The sequence below is a fragment of the Kitasatospora sp. NPDC057500 genome (assembly GCF_042802195.1).
Taxonomy (GTDB): Bacteria; Actinomycetota; Actinomycetes; order Streptomycetales; family Streptomycetaceae; genus Kitasatospora.
Genome location: NZ_JBHVER010000037.1, coordinates 20955 through 37818, shown reverse-complemented (window position 1 = coordinate 37818; position 16864 = coordinate 20955). Strand labels below are relative to the sequence as shown.

The 16864-nt window shown below is 74.7% G+C and carries 14 protein-coding genes; 13 read left to right on the top strand and 1 reads right to left on the bottom strand.

Going from position 1 to position 16864, the window contains the following annotated elements; genetic code table 11:
- Positions 1–99: 99 nt before the first annotated feature.
- On the top strand, positions 100–879 hold the full coding sequence (locus tag ACFU74_RS11320) for a peptidoglycan-binding protein (protein ID WP_380755198.1): 780 nt from the start codon (positions 100–102) through the stop codon (positions 877–879).
- 73 nt (positions 880–952) lie between these two features.
- Here the strand turns inward: ACFU74_RS11320 and ACFU74_RS11315 are convergent, their stop codons facing one another.
- The gene (locus tag ACFU74_RS11315) at positions 953–1597 is read right to left on the bottom strand and encodes a GntR family transcriptional regulator (protein WP_380755196.1); all 645 of its coding nucleotides are present in this window, start codon (positions 1595–1597) and stop codon (positions 953–955) included.
- A gap of 128 nt (positions 1598–1725) precedes the next feature.
- Here ACFU74_RS11315 and ACFU74_RS11310 point away from each other — a divergent pair, with 128 nt between their 5' ends.
- The 12 genes from ACFU74_RS11310 (at position 1726) to ACFU74_RS11255 (ending at position 16844) form a co-directional block, all read left to right on the top strand.
- On the top strand, positions 1726–3711 hold the full coding sequence (locus ACFU74_RS11310) for a beta-galactosidase (RefSeq protein ID WP_380755194.1): 1986 nt from the start codon (positions 1726–1728) through the stop codon (positions 3709–3711).
- A gap of 9 nt (positions 3712–3720) precedes the next feature.
- The gene (gene gcvPA, locus ACFU74_RS11305; protein WP_380755192.1) at positions 3721–5070 is read left to right on the top strand and encodes an aminomethyl-transferring glycine dehydrogenase subunit GcvPA; all 1350 of its coding nucleotides are present in this window, start codon (positions 3721–3723) and stop codon (positions 5068–5070) included.
- Complete coding sequence (gcvPB, locus tag ACFU74_RS11300; protein ID WP_380755190.1) at positions 5067–6641, top strand: aminomethyl-transferring glycine dehydrogenase subunit GcvPB; 1575 nt, start codon at positions 5067–5069, stop codon at positions 6639–6641. Before gcvPA ends, gcvPB begins: the two co-directional genes overlap by 4 nt.
- Positions 6638–7741 (top strand): ATP-NAD kinase family protein, encoded by a 1104-nt coding sequence (locus ACFU74_RS11295; RefSeq protein ID WP_380755188.1) that lies wholly within the window; start codon positions 6638–6640, stop codon positions 7739–7741. The genes gcvPB and ACFU74_RS11295 overlap by 4 nt, the downstream gene beginning before the upstream one ends.
- Positions 7738–8508: an SDR family NAD(P)-dependent oxidoreductase gene (locus ACFU74_RS11290; protein WP_380755186.1), complete on the top strand. Its 771-nt coding sequence runs from the start codon at positions 7738–7740 to the stop codon at positions 8506–8508. The genes ACFU74_RS11295 and ACFU74_RS11290 overlap by 4 nt, the downstream gene beginning before the upstream one ends.
- 66 nt (positions 8509–8574) lie before the next feature.
- A complete protein-coding gene (locus ACFU74_RS11285; protein WP_380755184.1) occupies positions 8575–9891 on the top strand; it encodes an ABC transporter substrate-binding protein in 1317 nt (438 codons plus the stop codon).
- Complete coding sequence (locus ACFU74_RS11280) at positions 9888–10862, top strand: carbohydrate ABC transporter permease (RefSeq protein WP_380755182.1); 975 nt, start codon at positions 9888–9890, stop codon at positions 10860–10862. The genes ACFU74_RS11285 and ACFU74_RS11280 overlap by 4 nt, the downstream gene beginning before the upstream one ends.
- Positions 10863–10871: 9 nt before the next feature.
- On the top strand, positions 10872–11711 hold the full coding sequence (locus ACFU74_RS11275; RefSeq protein WP_380755180.1) for a carbohydrate ABC transporter permease: 840 nt from the start codon (positions 10872–10874) through the stop codon (positions 11709–11711).
- Positions 11711–13315, top strand: coding sequence for an amylo-alpha-1,6-glucosidase (locus ACFU74_RS11270; protein WP_380755178.1), 1605 nt, complete (start codon positions 11711–11713; stop codon positions 13313–13315). The genes ACFU74_RS11275 and ACFU74_RS11270 overlap by 1 nt, the downstream gene beginning before the upstream one ends.
- Before the next feature lie 129 nt (positions 13316–13444).
- Positions 13445–14320: a nitroreductase/quinone reductase family protein gene (locus tag ACFU74_RS11265; protein WP_380755176.1), complete on the top strand. Its 876-nt coding sequence runs from the start codon at positions 13445–13447 to the stop codon at positions 14318–14320.
- A 79-nt stretch (positions 14321–14399) separates the two neighbouring features.
- The gene (locus ACFU74_RS11260; RefSeq protein ID WP_380755174.1) at positions 14400–15977 is read left to right on the top strand and encodes a PucR family transcriptional regulator; all 1578 of its coding nucleotides are present in this window, start codon (positions 14400–14402) and stop codon (positions 15975–15977) included.
- A 48-nt stretch (positions 15978–16025) separates the two neighbouring features.
- On the top strand, positions 16026–16844 hold the full coding sequence (locus tag ACFU74_RS11255) for a HEAT repeat domain-containing protein (protein ID WP_380755172.1): 819 nt from the start codon (positions 16026–16028) through the stop codon (positions 16842–16844).
- Positions 16845–16864 lie beyond the last annotated feature (20 nt).

Sequence of the window (16864 nt, the reverse complement as noted above, 5' to 3'; positions counted from 1 at the left end):
GACTGCACGCGGACTGCACGCGCCGGGCGCAACGCTCGGAGCAGCACGGACGCGGGCCGGGGGACGGCCCGCGCAGCACGGAACGAAGGGGGAACGGCGATGAAGTTCGTCAGCCGCGCAGAGTGGGGCGCCCGGGCGGCCCGCAACGGGCACCAGTCCGTGGCGGCCAACCGGGGCGTCAAGGTGCACTACCTGGGCGGCCCGTACAGCGCGGACGAGCACGGCACCTGCGCGGGGTACATGCGCAAGGTCCAGAACAGCCACATGGACGGCAACGGCTGGTCGGACTTCGCGTACAACCTCGCCGTCTGCGAGCACGGCTACGTCTTCGAGGGCCGCGGGCGCAACGCGCAGAACGCGGCCAACGGCAGCACCGCGCTCAACCGCGACCACTTCGCCGTCCTCGCCTTCGTCGGCGACAGCGGCCACACCGGCCCGACCGCCGAGCAGACCGCCGGCCTGCGGGACGCCATCGCCTACCTGCGCGCCAACGGCGCCGGCCGGGAGATCCGCGGCCACCGCGACGGCTACGCCACCGAGTGCCCCGGCGGGGCCCTCTACCGGCTGGTCACCTCCGGGGCGCTGGAGCCGGGCGCGGGCAACGGCACGACGGGCAACGGCACGACGGGCGGCTGGGCGCCGTTCCCCGGCTCGGAGTGGTTCCGCACCGGCCCCCGCAGCCCGCTGGTCACCGCCATGGGCCGCCGCCTGGTGGAGGAGGGCTGCGGCGCCTACCAGCAGGGCCCGGGCCCGCAGTGGAGCGAGGCCGACCGCCAGAGCTACGCCCGCTGGCAGCGCAAGCTCGGCTACGCCGGCACCGACGCCGACGGCTGGCCCGGCGCCTCCTCCTGGGCACGCCTGCACGTGCCGAAGGCCTGACGCCCCGGCACCCCGGCAGCACCCCGAGCCCGCCGCCCGCGCCCCGGGCGGCGGGCGCTCCGCCGTTCGCGGGTCAGTCCTCCGGGAGGTGCGCCAGCATCCGCTCCATGCCGCCGACCCAGTTGGCCCGCAGCGCCGTGATGGCGCCGGGCAGGTCGTCCGCCAGCAGCCGGCGGGCGATCTCGCAGTGCTCCGCCGACTCGCGGGCCACCGGCTCGTCCTCGGCGACGACCAGGTTCTCGTAGCGCCGCATCCCGGCCTTGACCCGGGTGAGCAGGTCCAGCAGGCGCTCGTTGGAGCAGCCGCTGAGCAGCAGGCCGTGCCATTCGTCGTCGCGCCGGTCGACCGTGGCGTGCGCGGCCACCTGGTCGGGGAAGCCCTGGGCGAGCTCCAGCAGCCGGGGGGCGATCGTGCGCAGGTGCTCCGGGTCGGAGGACTCCAGCGCCAGCGCCTCCAGGGCCGCGACGATGGCGACCAGTTCGCGGAACTCCTTGCGGCTGACCGGGGCGAAGCGGAAGCCGCGGCCCTGGCTGCTCTCCAGCACGCCCTCGCCCGCCAGCGCGATCAGCGCCTCGCGCAGCGGGGTGCGGCTGACGCCGAGTTCGGCGGCCAGCACGGCCTCGTTGACATCGGTTCCCGCCGCGAACTCGCCGCGGGTGAGCCGGTCCATCAGCTCGTCGCGGATCTGCTCGCGCAGCGGACGGCGCTCGATCGCCATCGCGTCCCCCAACCTCCGGATTCGAAGCACACCTCTTGACCCGCTCCAGTGTACTGCACTATGCATTTTGAATACAAAATGCGGGACGACGCGGAGACGGGGCTTCCGACCCCCAGGGGAGGCGCGGCATGGGGCTGACACGGGTACCGGGTCTGCTGTTCGGCGGTGACTACAACCCCGAACAGTGGCCCGAGGAGGTGTGGCAGGAGGACGTCCGGCTGATGGCCGAGGCCGGCGTCAACCTGGTCACGGTCGCGGTCTTCTCCTGGTCCCGGCTCGAACCCGCGCCCGGGGCCTACGACTTCGGCTGGCTCGACCGGGTGCTCGACCTGCTGCACGAACACGGCATCGCCGTCGACCTCGCCACCGCGACCGCGACCCCGCCGCCCTGGCTGGTGCGCGCCCACCCGGAGGTGCGGCCGGTCGACGCCGGCGGCACCCGGCTGGAGTTCGGCTCCCGCCAGGGGTACTGCCCCTCCTCCCCGGTGTTCCGCGCCGCCACCGTCCGCCTGGCCCGCGCGCTGGCCGAGCGCTACCGCGCCCACCCGGCGCTGGCGATGTGGCACGTGAGCAACGAGTACGCCGACCACACCGCCGAGTGCTACTGCGAGGAGTCCGCCCGCGACTTCCGCCGCTGGCTCCAGGCCCGCCACCGCTCCCTCGACGGCCTCAACACCGCCTGGGGGACGTCCTGCTGGGGCCAGCACTACACCGACTGGACGCAGGTCGAACCGCCCCGCAAGGCCCCCGGCCCGGTCAACCCGGCCCAGCTGCTGGACTGGCGGCGGTTCTCCAGCGACGCGCTGCTCGCCTGCTTCGAGGCCGAGCGCGCCGTCCTCAAGGAGGTCACCCCGGACGTCCCGGTGACCACCAACTTCATGAGCGTGCTGCGCGACCTCGACTACTGGAGCTGGGCCGCGGCCGAGGACGTCGTCACCGACGACGCCTACCCCGACCCGGCCGACCCGCGCGCCGAGGTCAAGGCCGCGCTCAGCTACGACCTGATGCGCTCGCTGAAGCGGCAGCCCTGGCTGCTCCTGGAGTCCGCGCCGAGCGCGGTCAGCTGGCGTGCGGTCAACGTCCCCAAGGACCCCGGCGTGATGCGGCTGCACAGCCTCCAGGCGCTCGCCCACGGCTCGGACGGCGTGATGTTCTTCCAGTGGCGCCAGGCCCGGTACGGGCCGGAGAAGTTCCATTCGGCGATGCTCCCGCACGGCGGCACCGGCACCCGGCAGTGGCGCGAGACGCTCGCCCTGGGCGCCGACGTCCGGCGGCTGGCCGAGGTGGCCGGCGCCACCACCGCGGCCGAGGTCGCGCTGCTGCTCGACTGGGACAGCTGGTGGGGGCTGGAGGCGCCCGAGTCGATGCCCTCCGACCGGCTGCGGCTGCACGAACTGCTGCTCTCCTGGTACGCGCCGCTGCACGCCCGGGGCGTCGCCGTCGACCTGGCCCCGCCGGGGCGAGACCTCTCCGACTACCGGCTGGTGATCGCCCCCAACCTCTACCTCTGCACCGCCGGGCACGCCGCCGCGCTGGCCGCCCACCCCGGACGGCTGGTGGTCGGCCCGTTCAGCGGCGTGGTCGACGCCGCCGACCAGGTCCACGACGGCGGCGCGCCCGGGCCGCTGCGCGACCTGCTCGGGGTGCGCGTCGAGGAGTGGCGCCCGCTGCCCGACGGCGTCACCCAGGAGGTCGTCACCACGGACGGCACCTCGCTGACCGCCCGCACCTGGACCGAATGGCTGGAGGCCGCCGAGGGCACCGAGGTGCTGGCCCGCTACCGGGGCGGCCCGCTGCACGGCCGCCCGGCCGTGACCCGGCGCGGCGCCGCCACCTACCTCTCCTGCCTGCCCGAGGACCCGGCCCCGCTGCTGGACGAGCTGCTGGCCGCCGCCGGGATCACCGGCGTCGCCGGCCCCGGCCTGCCCGCCGGCGTCGAGGCCTGCCGCCGCGGCCGCTACCTCTTCCTGCTCAACCACGGCACCGAGCCCGCCACCGTGTCCCTGCCCGAGCCCGGCACCGACCTGCTGACCGGCCGCCCGCTGCCCGGCGGCCCCGTGACCCTCGGACCGCGCGACGCCGTGGTCCTCAAGCCCCGACCGACCACGCCCTGAGGAGAGTCCGTGGCCCACCCCTACATCCCCAACGCGGGACCCGAGACCCGGGCGGCGATGCTCGCCGAGATCGGCGCCCCCGACGTCGCGGAGTTCTACCGCGACATCCCCGCCGACCTGCGCCTGGACCGCCCGCTCGACCTCCCCGCGCCGTTCGCCGACGAGCTGGGCCTGGCCCGGCACGTCCGCGGCCTGCTGGCGCGCAACACCGACCCGTCCGCGCTGCTGAGCTTCCTCGGCCACGGCTGCTACCCGCACCACGTCCCGGCGGTCTGCGACGAGGTCAACGGCCGCGGCGAGTTCCTCACCGCCTACGCCGGCGAGCCCTACGAGGACCACGGCCGCTTCCAGGCGCTCTTCGAGTACGTCTCGATGATGGCCGAACTGCTGGAGATGGACGTCGTCAACGTCCCCATCTACGACGGCTACCAGGCCGCCGGCACGGCGCTGCGGATGGCCGCCCGCCGCACCGGCCGGACCCGGGTGATGGTCAGCGGGGCGCTCGCCGCCGACAAGCTGGCCAAGATCCGCGACTACCTCGCCCCGGACGTCGAGGTGCTGCTCGCCCCGGTGGCGGAGTCCGGCGAGACGGGCGAGGTCCGCCTCGACGACACCTTCGCCGCCCTCTACCTGGAGACGCCCACCGTGCACGGCGTCGTCGAGACCCGCGGCCGTGAACTCGCCGACCTGGCCCACGCCGTGGGCGCCCTGCTGGTGGTCGGCACCGACCCGATCACGCTCGGCGTGCTCGCCCCGCCCGCCTCCTGGGGCGCCGACCTGGTCTGCGGGGACATCCAGTCGCTCGGCATGCACCCCCAGTACGGCGGGGGCCAGGCCGGGTTCATCGCGAGCCACGACGACGAGCGGCTGGTCGCCGAGTTCCCGTCCCGGCTGTTCGGCATCGCCCCGACCGCCGTCCCCGGCGAGTACGGCTTCGGCGACGTCTTCTACGACCGCACCTCCTTCGCGCTGCGCGAGGAGGGCAAGGAGTGGGTGGGCACCGCCGCCGCCCTGTGGGGCATCACCGCCGGCGTCTACCTCGCGCTGATGGGCCCGCAGGGCATGCGCGAGATCGGCGAGACCATCCTCGCCCGCACCCGCTACGCGATGCGCGCGCTGGCCGCCGCCGGGGCCGTGGTGCGCCACCAGGAGGCCCTGCACTTCCGGGAGTTCGCCGTCGAGGTGGCGGACGCCGACGCGCTGCTCACCGCCCTGCGCGGGCGCGGCATCCTCGGCGGGGTGCGGCTCGGGCCCCGCGAGGTGCTGGTCTGCGTCACCGAACAGCACTCCATCGCCGACATCGACACCCTCGCGGCGGCCGTCCAGGACGCCCTTTCCACGCCCGGAGACACCGAGTGAGCACCCACGACGCACCCGAACCCTTCGCCACCCTGCCGGTGGCGCCCAAGCCCGCGCTGCGCCGCTTCCACCAGGCCCGCTGGGACGAGGAGATCGTCTTCGAGCTGTCCCGCCCCGGCCGGCGCGGCATGGGCGTGCCCGCCCCGGACGCGCCCCTGGTCGACCTGCCCGAGGGCGTCGCCCGCCGCACCCCGCCCGCGCTGCCCGAACTCTCCCAGAACCAGGTGGTCCGGCACTACCTGCGGCTCTCCCAGGAGACCCTCGGGGCCGACCTCAACATCGACGTCGGCCAGGGCACCTGCACCATGAAGTACAGCCCCAAGGTCAACGACTCCTTCGTTCGCGACCCCAGGGTGGCCGCCCTGCACCCCTTGCAGCCCGAGGACACCGTGCAGGGCGTGCTGGAGATCTACTGGCGGCTGGAGCAGATCCTCAAGGAGGTCTCCGGGATGGCCCGGGTCTCCCTGCAGCCCGGCGCCGGCTCGGCGGCGATCTACGCCAACATCGCGATGATCCGGGCCTACCACGCCGCCCGCGGCGAGGGGGAGCGGCGCGACCAGGTGATCACCACGATGTTCTCCCACCCCTCGAACGCAGCCTGCGCCAAGGTCGCCGGCTACGAGGTGATCACCCTGATGCCGGACGCCGAGGGCAACCCCGACATCGAGGCGCTGCGCGCCGCCGTCGGCCCGCGCACCGCCGCCCTGCTGATCACCAATCCGGAGGACACCGGCATCTTCAACCCGCGGATCCGCGAGTTCGTCGACCTGGTGCACGCCGCCGGCGGCCTGGCCTGCTACGACCAGGCCAACGCCAACGGCATCCTCGGCATCACCCGGGCCAGGGACGCCGGCTTCGACCTGTGCCACTTCAACCTGCACAAGACCTTCTCCACCCCGCACGCCTGCGGCGGCCCGGCGGCCGGCGCCTGCGGCGTCTCCGAGGCGCTGGCGCCGTTCCTGCCCGGACCGGTGGTCGACCGCGCCGGCGAGGCGTTCACGCTCACCGCCCCCGAGCACTCGGTCGGCAAGATCCGCCCCTTCCTCGGGGTCACGCCCAACGTGGTGCGCGCCTACGCCTGGGTGATGGCGCTGGGCGCCGAGGGCCTGCGCGAGGTCGCCGAGACGGCCGTGCTCAACAACAACTACCTGCTGGCCAAGGTCGCCCGCATCCCCGGCGCCTCCGTCCCCTGGGCCGGGCGGCGCCGGGTCGAGCAGGTCCGCTACTCCTGGCAGGAGCTCGCCGAGGAGACCGGCGTGCACTCCGAGGAGATCGGCATCCGGGCGGCGGACTTCGGCGTGCACTACTGGACCAGCCACCACCCCTACGTGGTGCCCGAGCCGTTCACCCTGGAGCCCACCGAGTCCTACTCCCGGGAGGACCTCGACGAGTACGCGGCTATCCTCGCCCACGTCGCCGACGAGGCCCGCAAGGACCCGGAGTTCGTCCGCGGCGCGCCCTACCGGCAGACCGTGCACCGGACCGACCCGGCGGCGCTGGACGACCCGGCCCAGTGGTCGCCCAGCTGGCGCGCCTACCTGCGCAAGCACGGCGCGAAGCGGCCGGGATGATCGTCGGCCTGATCGTGAACCCGGTCGCGGGCCTCGGCGGCGCCGTCGCCCTCAAGGGCAGCGACGGGCCGGACGTCCAGGCCAGGGCGCTCGCGCTGGGCGCCGTCCCCCGGGCCAGGGCCCGCGCCGCCGCCGCGCTGCGCGCCCTGCACCTGCGCCGCCCCGAGGTCCTGGTCCGCACGGTGGCCGGGCCGATGGGGGAGGACAGCGCGCTCGCGGCGGGCGTGCGCCACGAGGTCGCCCACCGGCCGGCGGCGCCCCGCACGGGCGCGGCCGACACCCGGGCGGCGGTGGCGGCGCTGCGCGACGTGGACCTGCTGCTGTTCGCCGGCGGCGACGGGACGGCGCGGGACGTCCTGGACGCCGGGCCGCGCCCGCCGGTGCTCGGCGTGCCGGCCGGGGTGAAGGTCTACTCGGGCTGCTTCGCGGTCAGCCCCGCCGCGGCCGGCGCGGGCGCCGCCGGCTTCGACGGGCGGACCACCGAGGCGGAGGTCGTCGACCTCGACGAGGAGGCCCACCGGGCGGGCGGCGTCGGCGCCCGGCTGTACGGGACCGTGCGGGTGCCCGCCGCGCGGGTCCGGCTGAGCGGGCGCAAGACCGGCTCCTCGGTGGCGGCGCCGGGCTCGGCGGAGTCCATCGCCCGGGCGGTGGTGGCGGCCATGGCGCCCGGCACCGCCTACGCGCTCGGGCCCGGTGCGACCACGCTCGCCGTCGGGCGGGCGCTGGGCCTGGAGCTGACGCCGCTGGGCGTGGACGTCGTGCGGGACGGCGCCTTGCTCGCCCGTGACGTCACGGAGCAGCGGCTGCTCACCCTTGCCATGTCACAGGTGACGCATGGCGTGCTGTCGGTGATCGGCGGGCAGGGCTTCGTGATCGGGCGCGGCAACCAGCAGTTCAGCCCCCGGGTGCTGGACGCGCTCGCCGGGATCGTCGTGCTCGCCACCCGGCCGAAGCTCGCCGCGCTCGGCGGCCGGCCGCTGCTGGTCGACAGCGGCGACCCGCTGGCCGACGCCGCGCTGGCCGGCCACGTCCGGGTGGTCACCGGACACCGTGAATCCGTGCTCTACCGCATCCAGTCCGCGAGTGAGGAACTCCCATGAACGACCTGAACCACCGCACCGCAGCCCTGCGCGACAAGGTCGCCATCGTCACCGGCGGCGCCTCCGGCATCGGCCGGGCCACCGCGAGGCTGTTCGCCGCCGAGGGCGCCGCCGTGGTCGTCGCCGACCTCGCGGACGGCGGCGAGGTGGTCCGCGAGATCGAGGCGGCCGGTGGCCGGGCGCTCGCGGTGCACGCCGACGTCTCCTCCGAGGCGGACTGCGAACGGATCGTCACCACCGCCGTCGAGGCCTACGGCGCCCTGCACGTCCTGTTCAACAACGCCGGGATCATCCGCCGGCAGACGGCTCTGGAGATCTCCGCGGACGACTGGGACCGGGTGATGGCCGTCAACGTCCGCTCCGTCTACCTGATGTGCCGCTTCGCCGTCCCGGCGATGACGGAGGGCGGCTCGATCATCAACACCGGCTCCGGCTGGGGGTTGAAGGGCGGCGGCAACGCGCTCTCGTACTGCGCATCCAAGGCCGCGGTCGTCAACATGACGCGTGCCCTGGCGATCGACCACGCCGCCGCCGGCATCCGGGTCAACTCCGTCAACCCGGGCGACACCATGACGCCGATGCTGCGCGACGAGGCGCGCCAGCTCCGGGAGGAGTGGGCGGCCTTCGAGAAGGACGCCGCCGACCGGCCGATGGGCCGGGCCGGCTCGCCCGAGGAGATCGCCGCCGCCGTGCTGTTCCTGGCCGGCGACGCCAGCAGCTACATGACCGGCTCCGCCCTCGTCGTCGACGGCGGCGGCCTCGCCTGACCCCGCACCGCGCCGGAAGAACCCCCCGACCCTCACCCACCCTCACGAAAGCCCAGGAGGCATCCGATGTCCGCTTTCACCAGAAGGACGGCCCTGGTCGCGGCCGCCACCGCGCTGGTCGCCACCGCCACCGCGTGCAGCGGCACCAACGGCGCGGGCGGCGCCGGCAGCGGCACCGCCGACGGCGGCAAGGTCACCCTGCGCTGGTCGACCTGGGGCTCGGCCGAGGACACGGCGGTCTTCAAGGCCTTCACCGACGAGTTCGCCGAGAAGCACCCGGACATCACCCTCAAGCTGGAGCAGGTCGCCTCCTACGACGACTACCAGCCCAAGCTGCTCACCCAGCTCACCTCCAGGACCGCCCCCGACGTCTTCTACGTCGGCGACGACTACATCGGCAAGCTGGTCGCCGACGGCGTGCTCGCCCCGCTGGACGAGAAGCTCGCCGGGCCGGACAGCCGCAGCAGGCCCGCCGACTTCTTCGAGGGCATCTACGGCGGCGCCAAGAAGGACGGCGTGACCTACGGCGTCCCCAACGACACCAACCCCGAGGTGCTCTGGTTCGACAAGAAGGCCCTGGCCGCGGCCGGTATCACCGAGGACCCGGCCGCGCTCAACGAGGCCGGCCGGTGGACCATGGCCAAGTACCTGGAGATGAACGCCAAGCTCAAGGCCGCCGGACTGACCGGCTCGATCTTCTGGAACTGGTACGGCGCCAACTACAGCGTGGTCAACGGCTTCGGCGGCAAGGTCTGGGACGGCGGGAGGTTCGTCGCGACCACCGACCCGAAGACCCGCCAGGCGTTCAAGACCCTCGCCGACGGCTACCGGGACAAGACCTTCGCCTCCGCGGACCTGCTGCCCGAGGGCAACGGCGCGGCCACCCAGTTCGTCAAGCACAAGGCCGGCTTCTACGCCGGCGGCCGCTGGGTGATCGAGGGCATCGACAAGGGCGGCGACCGCGCGAACTACGACATCGTGCCGTTCCCGTCCGAGTCCGGGCAGCCGATCCCGGGCGCCGTCGCCGCCTCCTACCTGGCCATCAACAAGGACAGCAAGCACCAGAAGGAGGCCTTCACCTTCCTGACCGAGTTCGTCAGCAAGGAGGGCCAGCAGCTGCGGCTCAAGGGCGGCAGCGGCGTCCCGTCCGTGCGCGGCGCCGAGAACCTGGTGACCGACGGCAACTACCCGCCGCACTCGAAGACCTTCCTGGACGTGCGCGACCGGGGCTTCGCCAACTACCCGGACGAGGTCGCCGTCCCCGGCCTGACCAAGGCGATCAACGACCAGCTGATGAAGATCTGGGAGGGCAAGGCCGGCTTCGACGAGGGCATGACCCAGCTCCAGACCCTGGTCGACGGCATGAAGGGCGAGCAGGGGTGAGCGCCGCCACCCAGCAGGCGGCCCGGCGGCGCAAGCGCTCCGCCGCCGGGCCCGCCCCCGCCGCCCCCGCCGCGCGCGGCGGCCGAGAGCCGCTCTGGCGCCGCCGCGACCGCCGGTGGGCCCTGGTCTTCCTCGCCCCCCAACTGCTCGGGCTGCTGGTCTTCCTGGTCGGCCCGCTCGGCTTCGCCGTCGTCCTCTCCTTCATGCGCTGGGACGGCCTCGGCGACGCCACCTGGGTCGGCCTGGACAACTTCCGCACCCAGCTCACCGACCCCGAGTTCGGCCGCGCCGTGTGGAACACCCTCAAGATCGGCCTGATCACCGTGCCCGGCGGCCTCGCGCTCGCGCTGCTGATCGCGCTCGCCCTGCACGGCGTGCGCGGGCGCACCGCCTACCGGGTGGTCTACTTCCTGCCCGTGGTGACCAGTTCGGTCGCGGTCTCGGTGATCTGGCAGATGATCCTCGGCGGCGGCGCCGACGGCATCCTCAACGGCACCGTCCACGACCTGTTCGGCGTCACCCTGCCCGACTGGCTGGCCGACCCGGACTGGGTGGTGGTCGCGGTGGCCGTGGTGACCGTCTGGTCCTCGCTCGGGCTCAACGTCGTCATCTTCCTGGCCGGCCTCGCCACCGTCCCCGCCAACCTGCTGGAGGCCGCCCGGATCGACGGCGCCGGGCCGTGGCAGACCCTGCGCTCGGTCACCCTGCCGCTGCTGTCGCCCACCGTCTTCTTCACCGTGGTGGTGTCGGTGATCAGCTCCTTCCAGGCCTTCGACCTCGTCTACGTGCTGGTCAACCCGGACCACAACGAGGGCGCGCAGACCATCGTCTACAAGGTCTACGAGCAGGGCTTCCGAGAGTTCCACTTCGGCCTCTCCAGCGCCGCCGCGCTGCTCCTGTTGCTGCTCACCCTGGTCGTCACGGCGGTCCAGTTCCAGGCGCAGAAGCGCTTCGTCCACTACGAGTCCTGAGGCGCCGCCATGACCGTCCGCCACTCCACCGCCCCCCGGCGGCTCCTCCTGCACACCGGGCTCGTCCTCGGTGGCCTGCTGATGCTCTTCCCGTTCGTCTGGATGGTGCTGACCTCCTTCAAGGGCGTCAGCCAGATGATCAACGAACCGCTGTCCTGGCTGCCCTCGCCCTGGCGCGCCCGCAACTACCCCGATGTGCTGAACGAGGTGCCGATCGGCCGGGCCTACTGGAACAGCATGTACATCGCGGCGGTCACCGTCGCCGCCACCCTGTTCACCGGCGCGATGGCCGCCTACGCCTTCGCCCGGATCCCGTTCCGCGGCTCCGGGCCGCTGTTCGGCCTCTTCCTGGCCACCCAGATGGTCCCCGCCCAGGTCACCATCGTGCCGCTGTACATCATGCTGGCCAAGCTCCAGCTGATCGACTCCCACCTGGCGCTGATCCTGCCCGCCGTCGCCAACCCCTTCGCGGTGTTCCTGCTGCGCCAGTTCATCCGGGCCGTGCCGGTCGAACTGGAGGAGGCGGCCAGGATCGACGGCGCCGGCCGCTGGACGATCTTCTGGCGGATCGTGCTCCCCAACATCCGGCCCGGCCTGTGGACGCTCGGCATCATCGTCTTCCTGGCCAGTTGGAACAGCTACTTCTTCCCGCTGGTGTTCCTCAACACCTCGGAGCTGTTCACCGTCCCGCTGCTGCTCGACTCCTTCAACTCCCAGCGCGGCGGCATCGACTACGGGCTGACCGCGGCGCTGTCCGCGATGACCGTGGTGCCGATGCTGATCGCCTTCCTGGTCGGGCAGCGCAAGATCCTCAACAGCATGGCCTCCTCGGGCCTGGGAGGTCGCTGATGTCCGCCCCGTACGTCGAACTCGACCTGGTCGAGCGGCCGTTCACCGAACGCGGCGCCCGGCTGCTGGTCACCGCGGGCGCCGAACCGGCCGACGGCCTGCGCGTCGCCCGGGCCGAGTACGAGACCCCGCTCGCCGAGACCACCGAACTCACCGGCCTGCTGGTGCGCGACGCCGGCGGGTGCCCGCTGCCCGTCGTCTCGGCCACCCCGGTCGGGATCGCCTTCGCGGGCGGGGTTTCGCTGCTGTTCGCGGACCCGGCCACCCTGGTGCTCACCGGGCACGGCGCGCGGGCCTCCTGGCGGCGGCCCGACGGCACGGAGCACACCCTCGCGATCGACGGCTGCCACGTCCTGGCCGGCCCGCCGGGGGAGCGGTCCGGGTGGTCCGCCCCGGCCGTGCGCGCCGCCGCCGAGGCCCGCTGGGCCGACTGGTTCGCCCGGATGCCGCCCGTCCGCCCCGACCTCGCTGAACGCGCCCAGGCGGCCTGGTGGACCCTGGCCGTCAACCTGCTGCCGTTCGCCGGCCGCGAGGGCCTGGTCCCCTCCAAGTACGGCTACGTCGGCGTCTGGAACTGGGACGCCCTGTTCCACGCCGTCGCGCTGCGCCACGGCGACCCGGCGCTCGCCCGCGACCAGATCCTGCTCTTCCTCGACCACCAGCTGCCCGACGGCCGGCTCCCCGACGTGGTGCACGATCACGGCGTGCTGGCCGACACCACCGACCTGCCGCGTGCCGACCACGCCCGCCTGGCCCAGCACGTCGGCAGCGCCAACGGCGCGCGCCCCGAACGCGCGCCGGTCCCGGTCACCAAGCCGCCCCTCGCCGCCTGGGCCGTCTGGAAGGTGCACGAGACCGACCCCGACCTCCCCTTCCTCGCCGCCGTCTACCCGCGGCTGGTGCGCGCGCACGAGTGGTGGTTCACCGCCTCCGACCCGGACGGCGACGGCCTGCCCGAGTACCTGCACCCGTACTCCTCCGGTCTGGACGACAGCCCGGTCTGGGACTACGGCCCTCGCGCCGAGCCGCCCGACCTCAACTCCTACCTCGTCCTGGAGGCCGACCGGCTGGCCGACATCGCGTCCGCCCTCGGCCGCCCCGCCGAGGCCGACCGCTGGCGCGAGCGCGCCGCCGCCCACGCCCGGCTGCTGGTCGCCCGGCGCTGGAACGGCACCCGCTTCACCACCCTGGCGGCCGGTGCGCCCGTGCCGGTGCGCACCGCGCTCGACCTGATGCCCCTGTTTACCGGCCGGCTGCCCGGCGGGATCGCCGCCGCCCTGGAACGGACCCTGCGCTCGCCCGCCTACTGGGGCGAGCGGCCGGTGCCGACGGTGGCGTTCGACGACCCGGCGTTCGACCCCGAGGCGATGTGGCGCGGACCGGTCTGGCTCAACGTCAACTACCTGCTCGCCGAGGGCCTGGAGCGCTCCGGCTTCCCGGACACCGCCGCCGAGCTGCGCGAACGGACGCTCGCCATGGTCCGGGACGGGGGCGGCCTCTACGAGTACTGGAACCCGCTGACGGGCGCCCGGGCGCGGCGCGCGACCTCCGGCTTCGGCTGGTCGGCGGCGCTCTTCCTGGACCTCGCCCGCGCGGTCCGGTAGTCCGCCCCGCAGGAGACTCCCCCGGTGCCCGTCGCGCCGTCCGAACCCCTGCGACCGGCGGGAGTTGACGGGCGGCGGCGGCCCGGCTAGTTTGCCTTTGCTTTCAAAGCAAACGATTGGAGTGCCCTCGTGAGCGGGAACGAACGGGTCATCAAGGAGTTCCGGGAGAACAACGGCAAGGTGGGAGGGGTGTTCGAAGGCGTCCCGCTGGTGCTCCTCACCACCGCCGGCCGCCGTACGGGCAGGCCGCACACCACACCGGTGGTCCGACTGCGCGACGGCGTCCGCCACCTGGTCTTCGCCTCCAACGGCGGCGGCCCGAAGCACCCCGAGTGGTACCACAACCTGCTCGCCTCACCCCAGGTCACCATGGAGACCGGCACCGACGAGGGGCACGTGAAGCCCTTCGCCACCCGCGCGGTCGTCCTGGAGGGCGAGGAGCGCGACCGGCTGTACGAGCGGCAGTGCCTGGTGAACCCGGCCTTCCGGGACTACCGGGAGAGGACCGACCGGGTCATCCCGGTGGTCGCCCTGCACCCGCTGGACCTCGCCGCCGACAGCGAGCGCAACCGGATGATCGGCCGCCAACTGGTCGTCCACCACGACGAGCTCCGGGCCGAACTCGCCGAGGTCCGCGCCGCCGTCGCGGCCGCCCGGGCCGGCGCCGCCGCCCCCCGTCCCACCCCCGGCCTCACCCGGCAACTGCATCGCCGCTGCCTCACGTTCTGCTACGGACTGCAACTGCACCACACCCGCGAGGACGGCTCCTTCACCGCCTTCGAACAGCACTTCCCGCACCTGGCGCCGGTCATCACCCGCCTCCGCGAGGAGCACAAGGCGGTCGAGGAGGCACTCGCCCGGCTGGAGCAGGTCCTCCAGGCCTCCGACGAGGACCTCGCCGGAGTCGGCGCCGAACTCGACCGGGTGCTCGACGGCCTGGAGGAGCACTTCGCCTACGAGGAGGCACACCTCCTCCCCGCCCTCGGCACCCCACGCCCGTCCTGACGGCCGGCCGGGGCGGCGGTCATACTGGGCCCCGGACCCGGGGAGGCGCGGATGGTCGAACGGACGTTGCGGGGGGGTCGTGGCGCTCGCGGAGGCCGTCGTCGAGGTGGGCCTCGCCCCGCTGGGCCTGGACGTGGCGGTGACGGGACTCGACGTGTTCGACCGCCCGGAGCCCGGCGCCGACCGGGGCGCCCTGGTGGTGGCCGTCGGCGTCGACCCGCGCTCGGAGCACGCGGCGGCGCTGGTGCGCGCGGCGGGGCGCGACCGGGCGGCCGCGGTGGTGTTCCGCGAGGAGGGCGCCGGTCCGCCGAACGGGGCGCTGCGGGACGCGGCGGGCCGGGCGGGCACGGCGCTGCTGTTCCGCCGGAGCTGGGCCGACTGGGCGCAGCTGATCGGCACCCTGCGGGCCGGACTGGCGGTGGCCGAGGAGGCCGAGGTGGCCAATGTGCCGCTCGGCGACCTGGACGCGCTGGCCGAGGCGCTCGCCGCGCTGGTGGGCGGCGCGGTCACGATCGAGAGCCCGGACTCCCGGGTGCTCGCCTACTCCTCCAACAACCGGGACGTCGACGACATCCGCCGCTCCACCATCCTGGCCCGCCGGGTTCCGGCCGAGCGCCGGGCCGCGATGCGCGAGGACGGCTTCCTCGCACTGCTGCGCCGCACCCCGGGCGCGCTGCACCGCCGGGCCGACGGCACCGCCCCCGAACGCGCGGCCGTCGCCGTGCGGGCCGGCGAGGAGGTGCTCGGCTCGCTGTGGGTCGCGCCGACCGGCTGCCCGCTGCCGCCGACCGTCGCCGAGGCGCTGCGGGCGGCGGCCCGGATCGCGGCGCCGCACCTGCTGCACGACCGGGCCCGCCGCGCCGGGCAGCGCGAACTGGTGCTGGAGGCGGTCCGCGCCCTGCTGACGGGGCGCGGGCCGGCGGACCTGCCGGCCGCCCGCACCGGACTGCCGCCGGGGGAGCCGTGCGCGGTGCTGGCCATCGCCCCCGCCCCGGCCGGCGGCGGGCGGCTGGCCCGCTCGGCGCGCGCCGTCTGCGCCCGGCGCGGCCACCCGGCGGTGGCGGTGGCCGCCGGGGACGGCGCCCGGGTGCTGCTCGGCGGCCTGGAGCACGATCCGCGGCACGCCGCCGCCCGGCTCTCCCGCCTGGCCGACGCGCTCGCGGAGGAGCTGACGGAGGAGTTCGGCCGCCCGGTGCGGATCGGCGTCGGCGAGGTCCGGCCCGGTCTCGACCGGGCGGCGGAGTCCGCCCGTACCGCGGACCAGGCGCTGCGCGCCCTGCGCCTCGGCCGCTCACCGCGCACGCCCCCGGCCGCCCGGGTCGGCGAACTCGCCGACACCGTCGCCCTGCTGTCCGTCCTGGACGCCCTGCGGGAGCACCCGGCACCCGCCCCGGAGAGCTCGGTGACCCGGCTGGCGGCGCACGCGGCGAAACCGGGGGAGGAGGAGGTGCTGCTCGACACCCTGCGCGCCTACCTGGAGCACGCGGGGGACAGCGCCCGGGCCGCAACCGCCCTGGGCGTGCCCGCCAGCACCTTCCGCTACCGCAGGCAGAAGGCCGAGAAGCTCTGCGGAATCGACCTGGACGACCCGGACGCCCGCCTGCTCGCCCATCTGCAGCTGCGCCTGCTCGCCCTGGCCGCCGCCGAGCGCGAGTGACCCACCCGCGGCGGGCGGCGCGCCGTCGCCGTACTAGCATCCGAGCCCATGGTGATGTTGGTGCACTTGACGTCCACGGCGAACGCGGCGCGCATCCGGCGGTCCGGGATCCGGGCGGTGAGCCACGGCCAGGACGGGACCCGGGGGGTGTACTGCTTCCCGGTGCTGCCGTCGTACACCCTCACCCACCAGTGGATGCGCGAGCTGGGCCGGTTCGACGGCAGGGGCGGGTGGGTGGCCGTCCACGTCCGGGTGGACGACGCGCAGCCGGTGCAGGCCGGGCCCTACGGGGACCGGTGGCGGCAGCGGCAGCGGACCGTCACGGCGGCGGAGGCGGTGCGGCGGATCGCGGCGCTGGAGGACCCGCGCGGGTGGGAGGTGTTCGTGCCGCGGGCGATCCGGGCGGGGGAGGTGCACCGGGTCCGCGCCGCGCCGCGGGTGGTGGGGTGGCGCTACCGGCCGGACGCGCACGGCACCCGCCCCTGCACCTGCTCCGGGTGCCGGGTGCGCGGCGAGTACGGGGCGCGGCGGCTGCGCGAGCGGCTTCCGCACCCGCTGGACGGCCCGCCGCCGCCGGCCCGGGTGCTGCTCGCCAGGATCGCGGCCGCGGGCGAGCCGGGGGACCCGGCGGCGGTGCGGGACGCCCTGTACTGGTTCCGGGTGCTGCGGCGACGGCGGGGCCCGCTCGACGGACTCGCCCGCCTCGCCGGCCACCCCGCCCACGACGTCCGGGAGGAACTGGTGATGACGGTCGCCGCCTGGTCCACCCCCGGGGTCGCCGAACTGCTGGACCGGCTCGCCGACGATCCGCACCCCGCCGTCCGCGAGGCCGTGGCCAAGGCGAGGGAGGCCCGCGCGGCGCGGTGAGCGGCGAAGGGGCGGCCGGG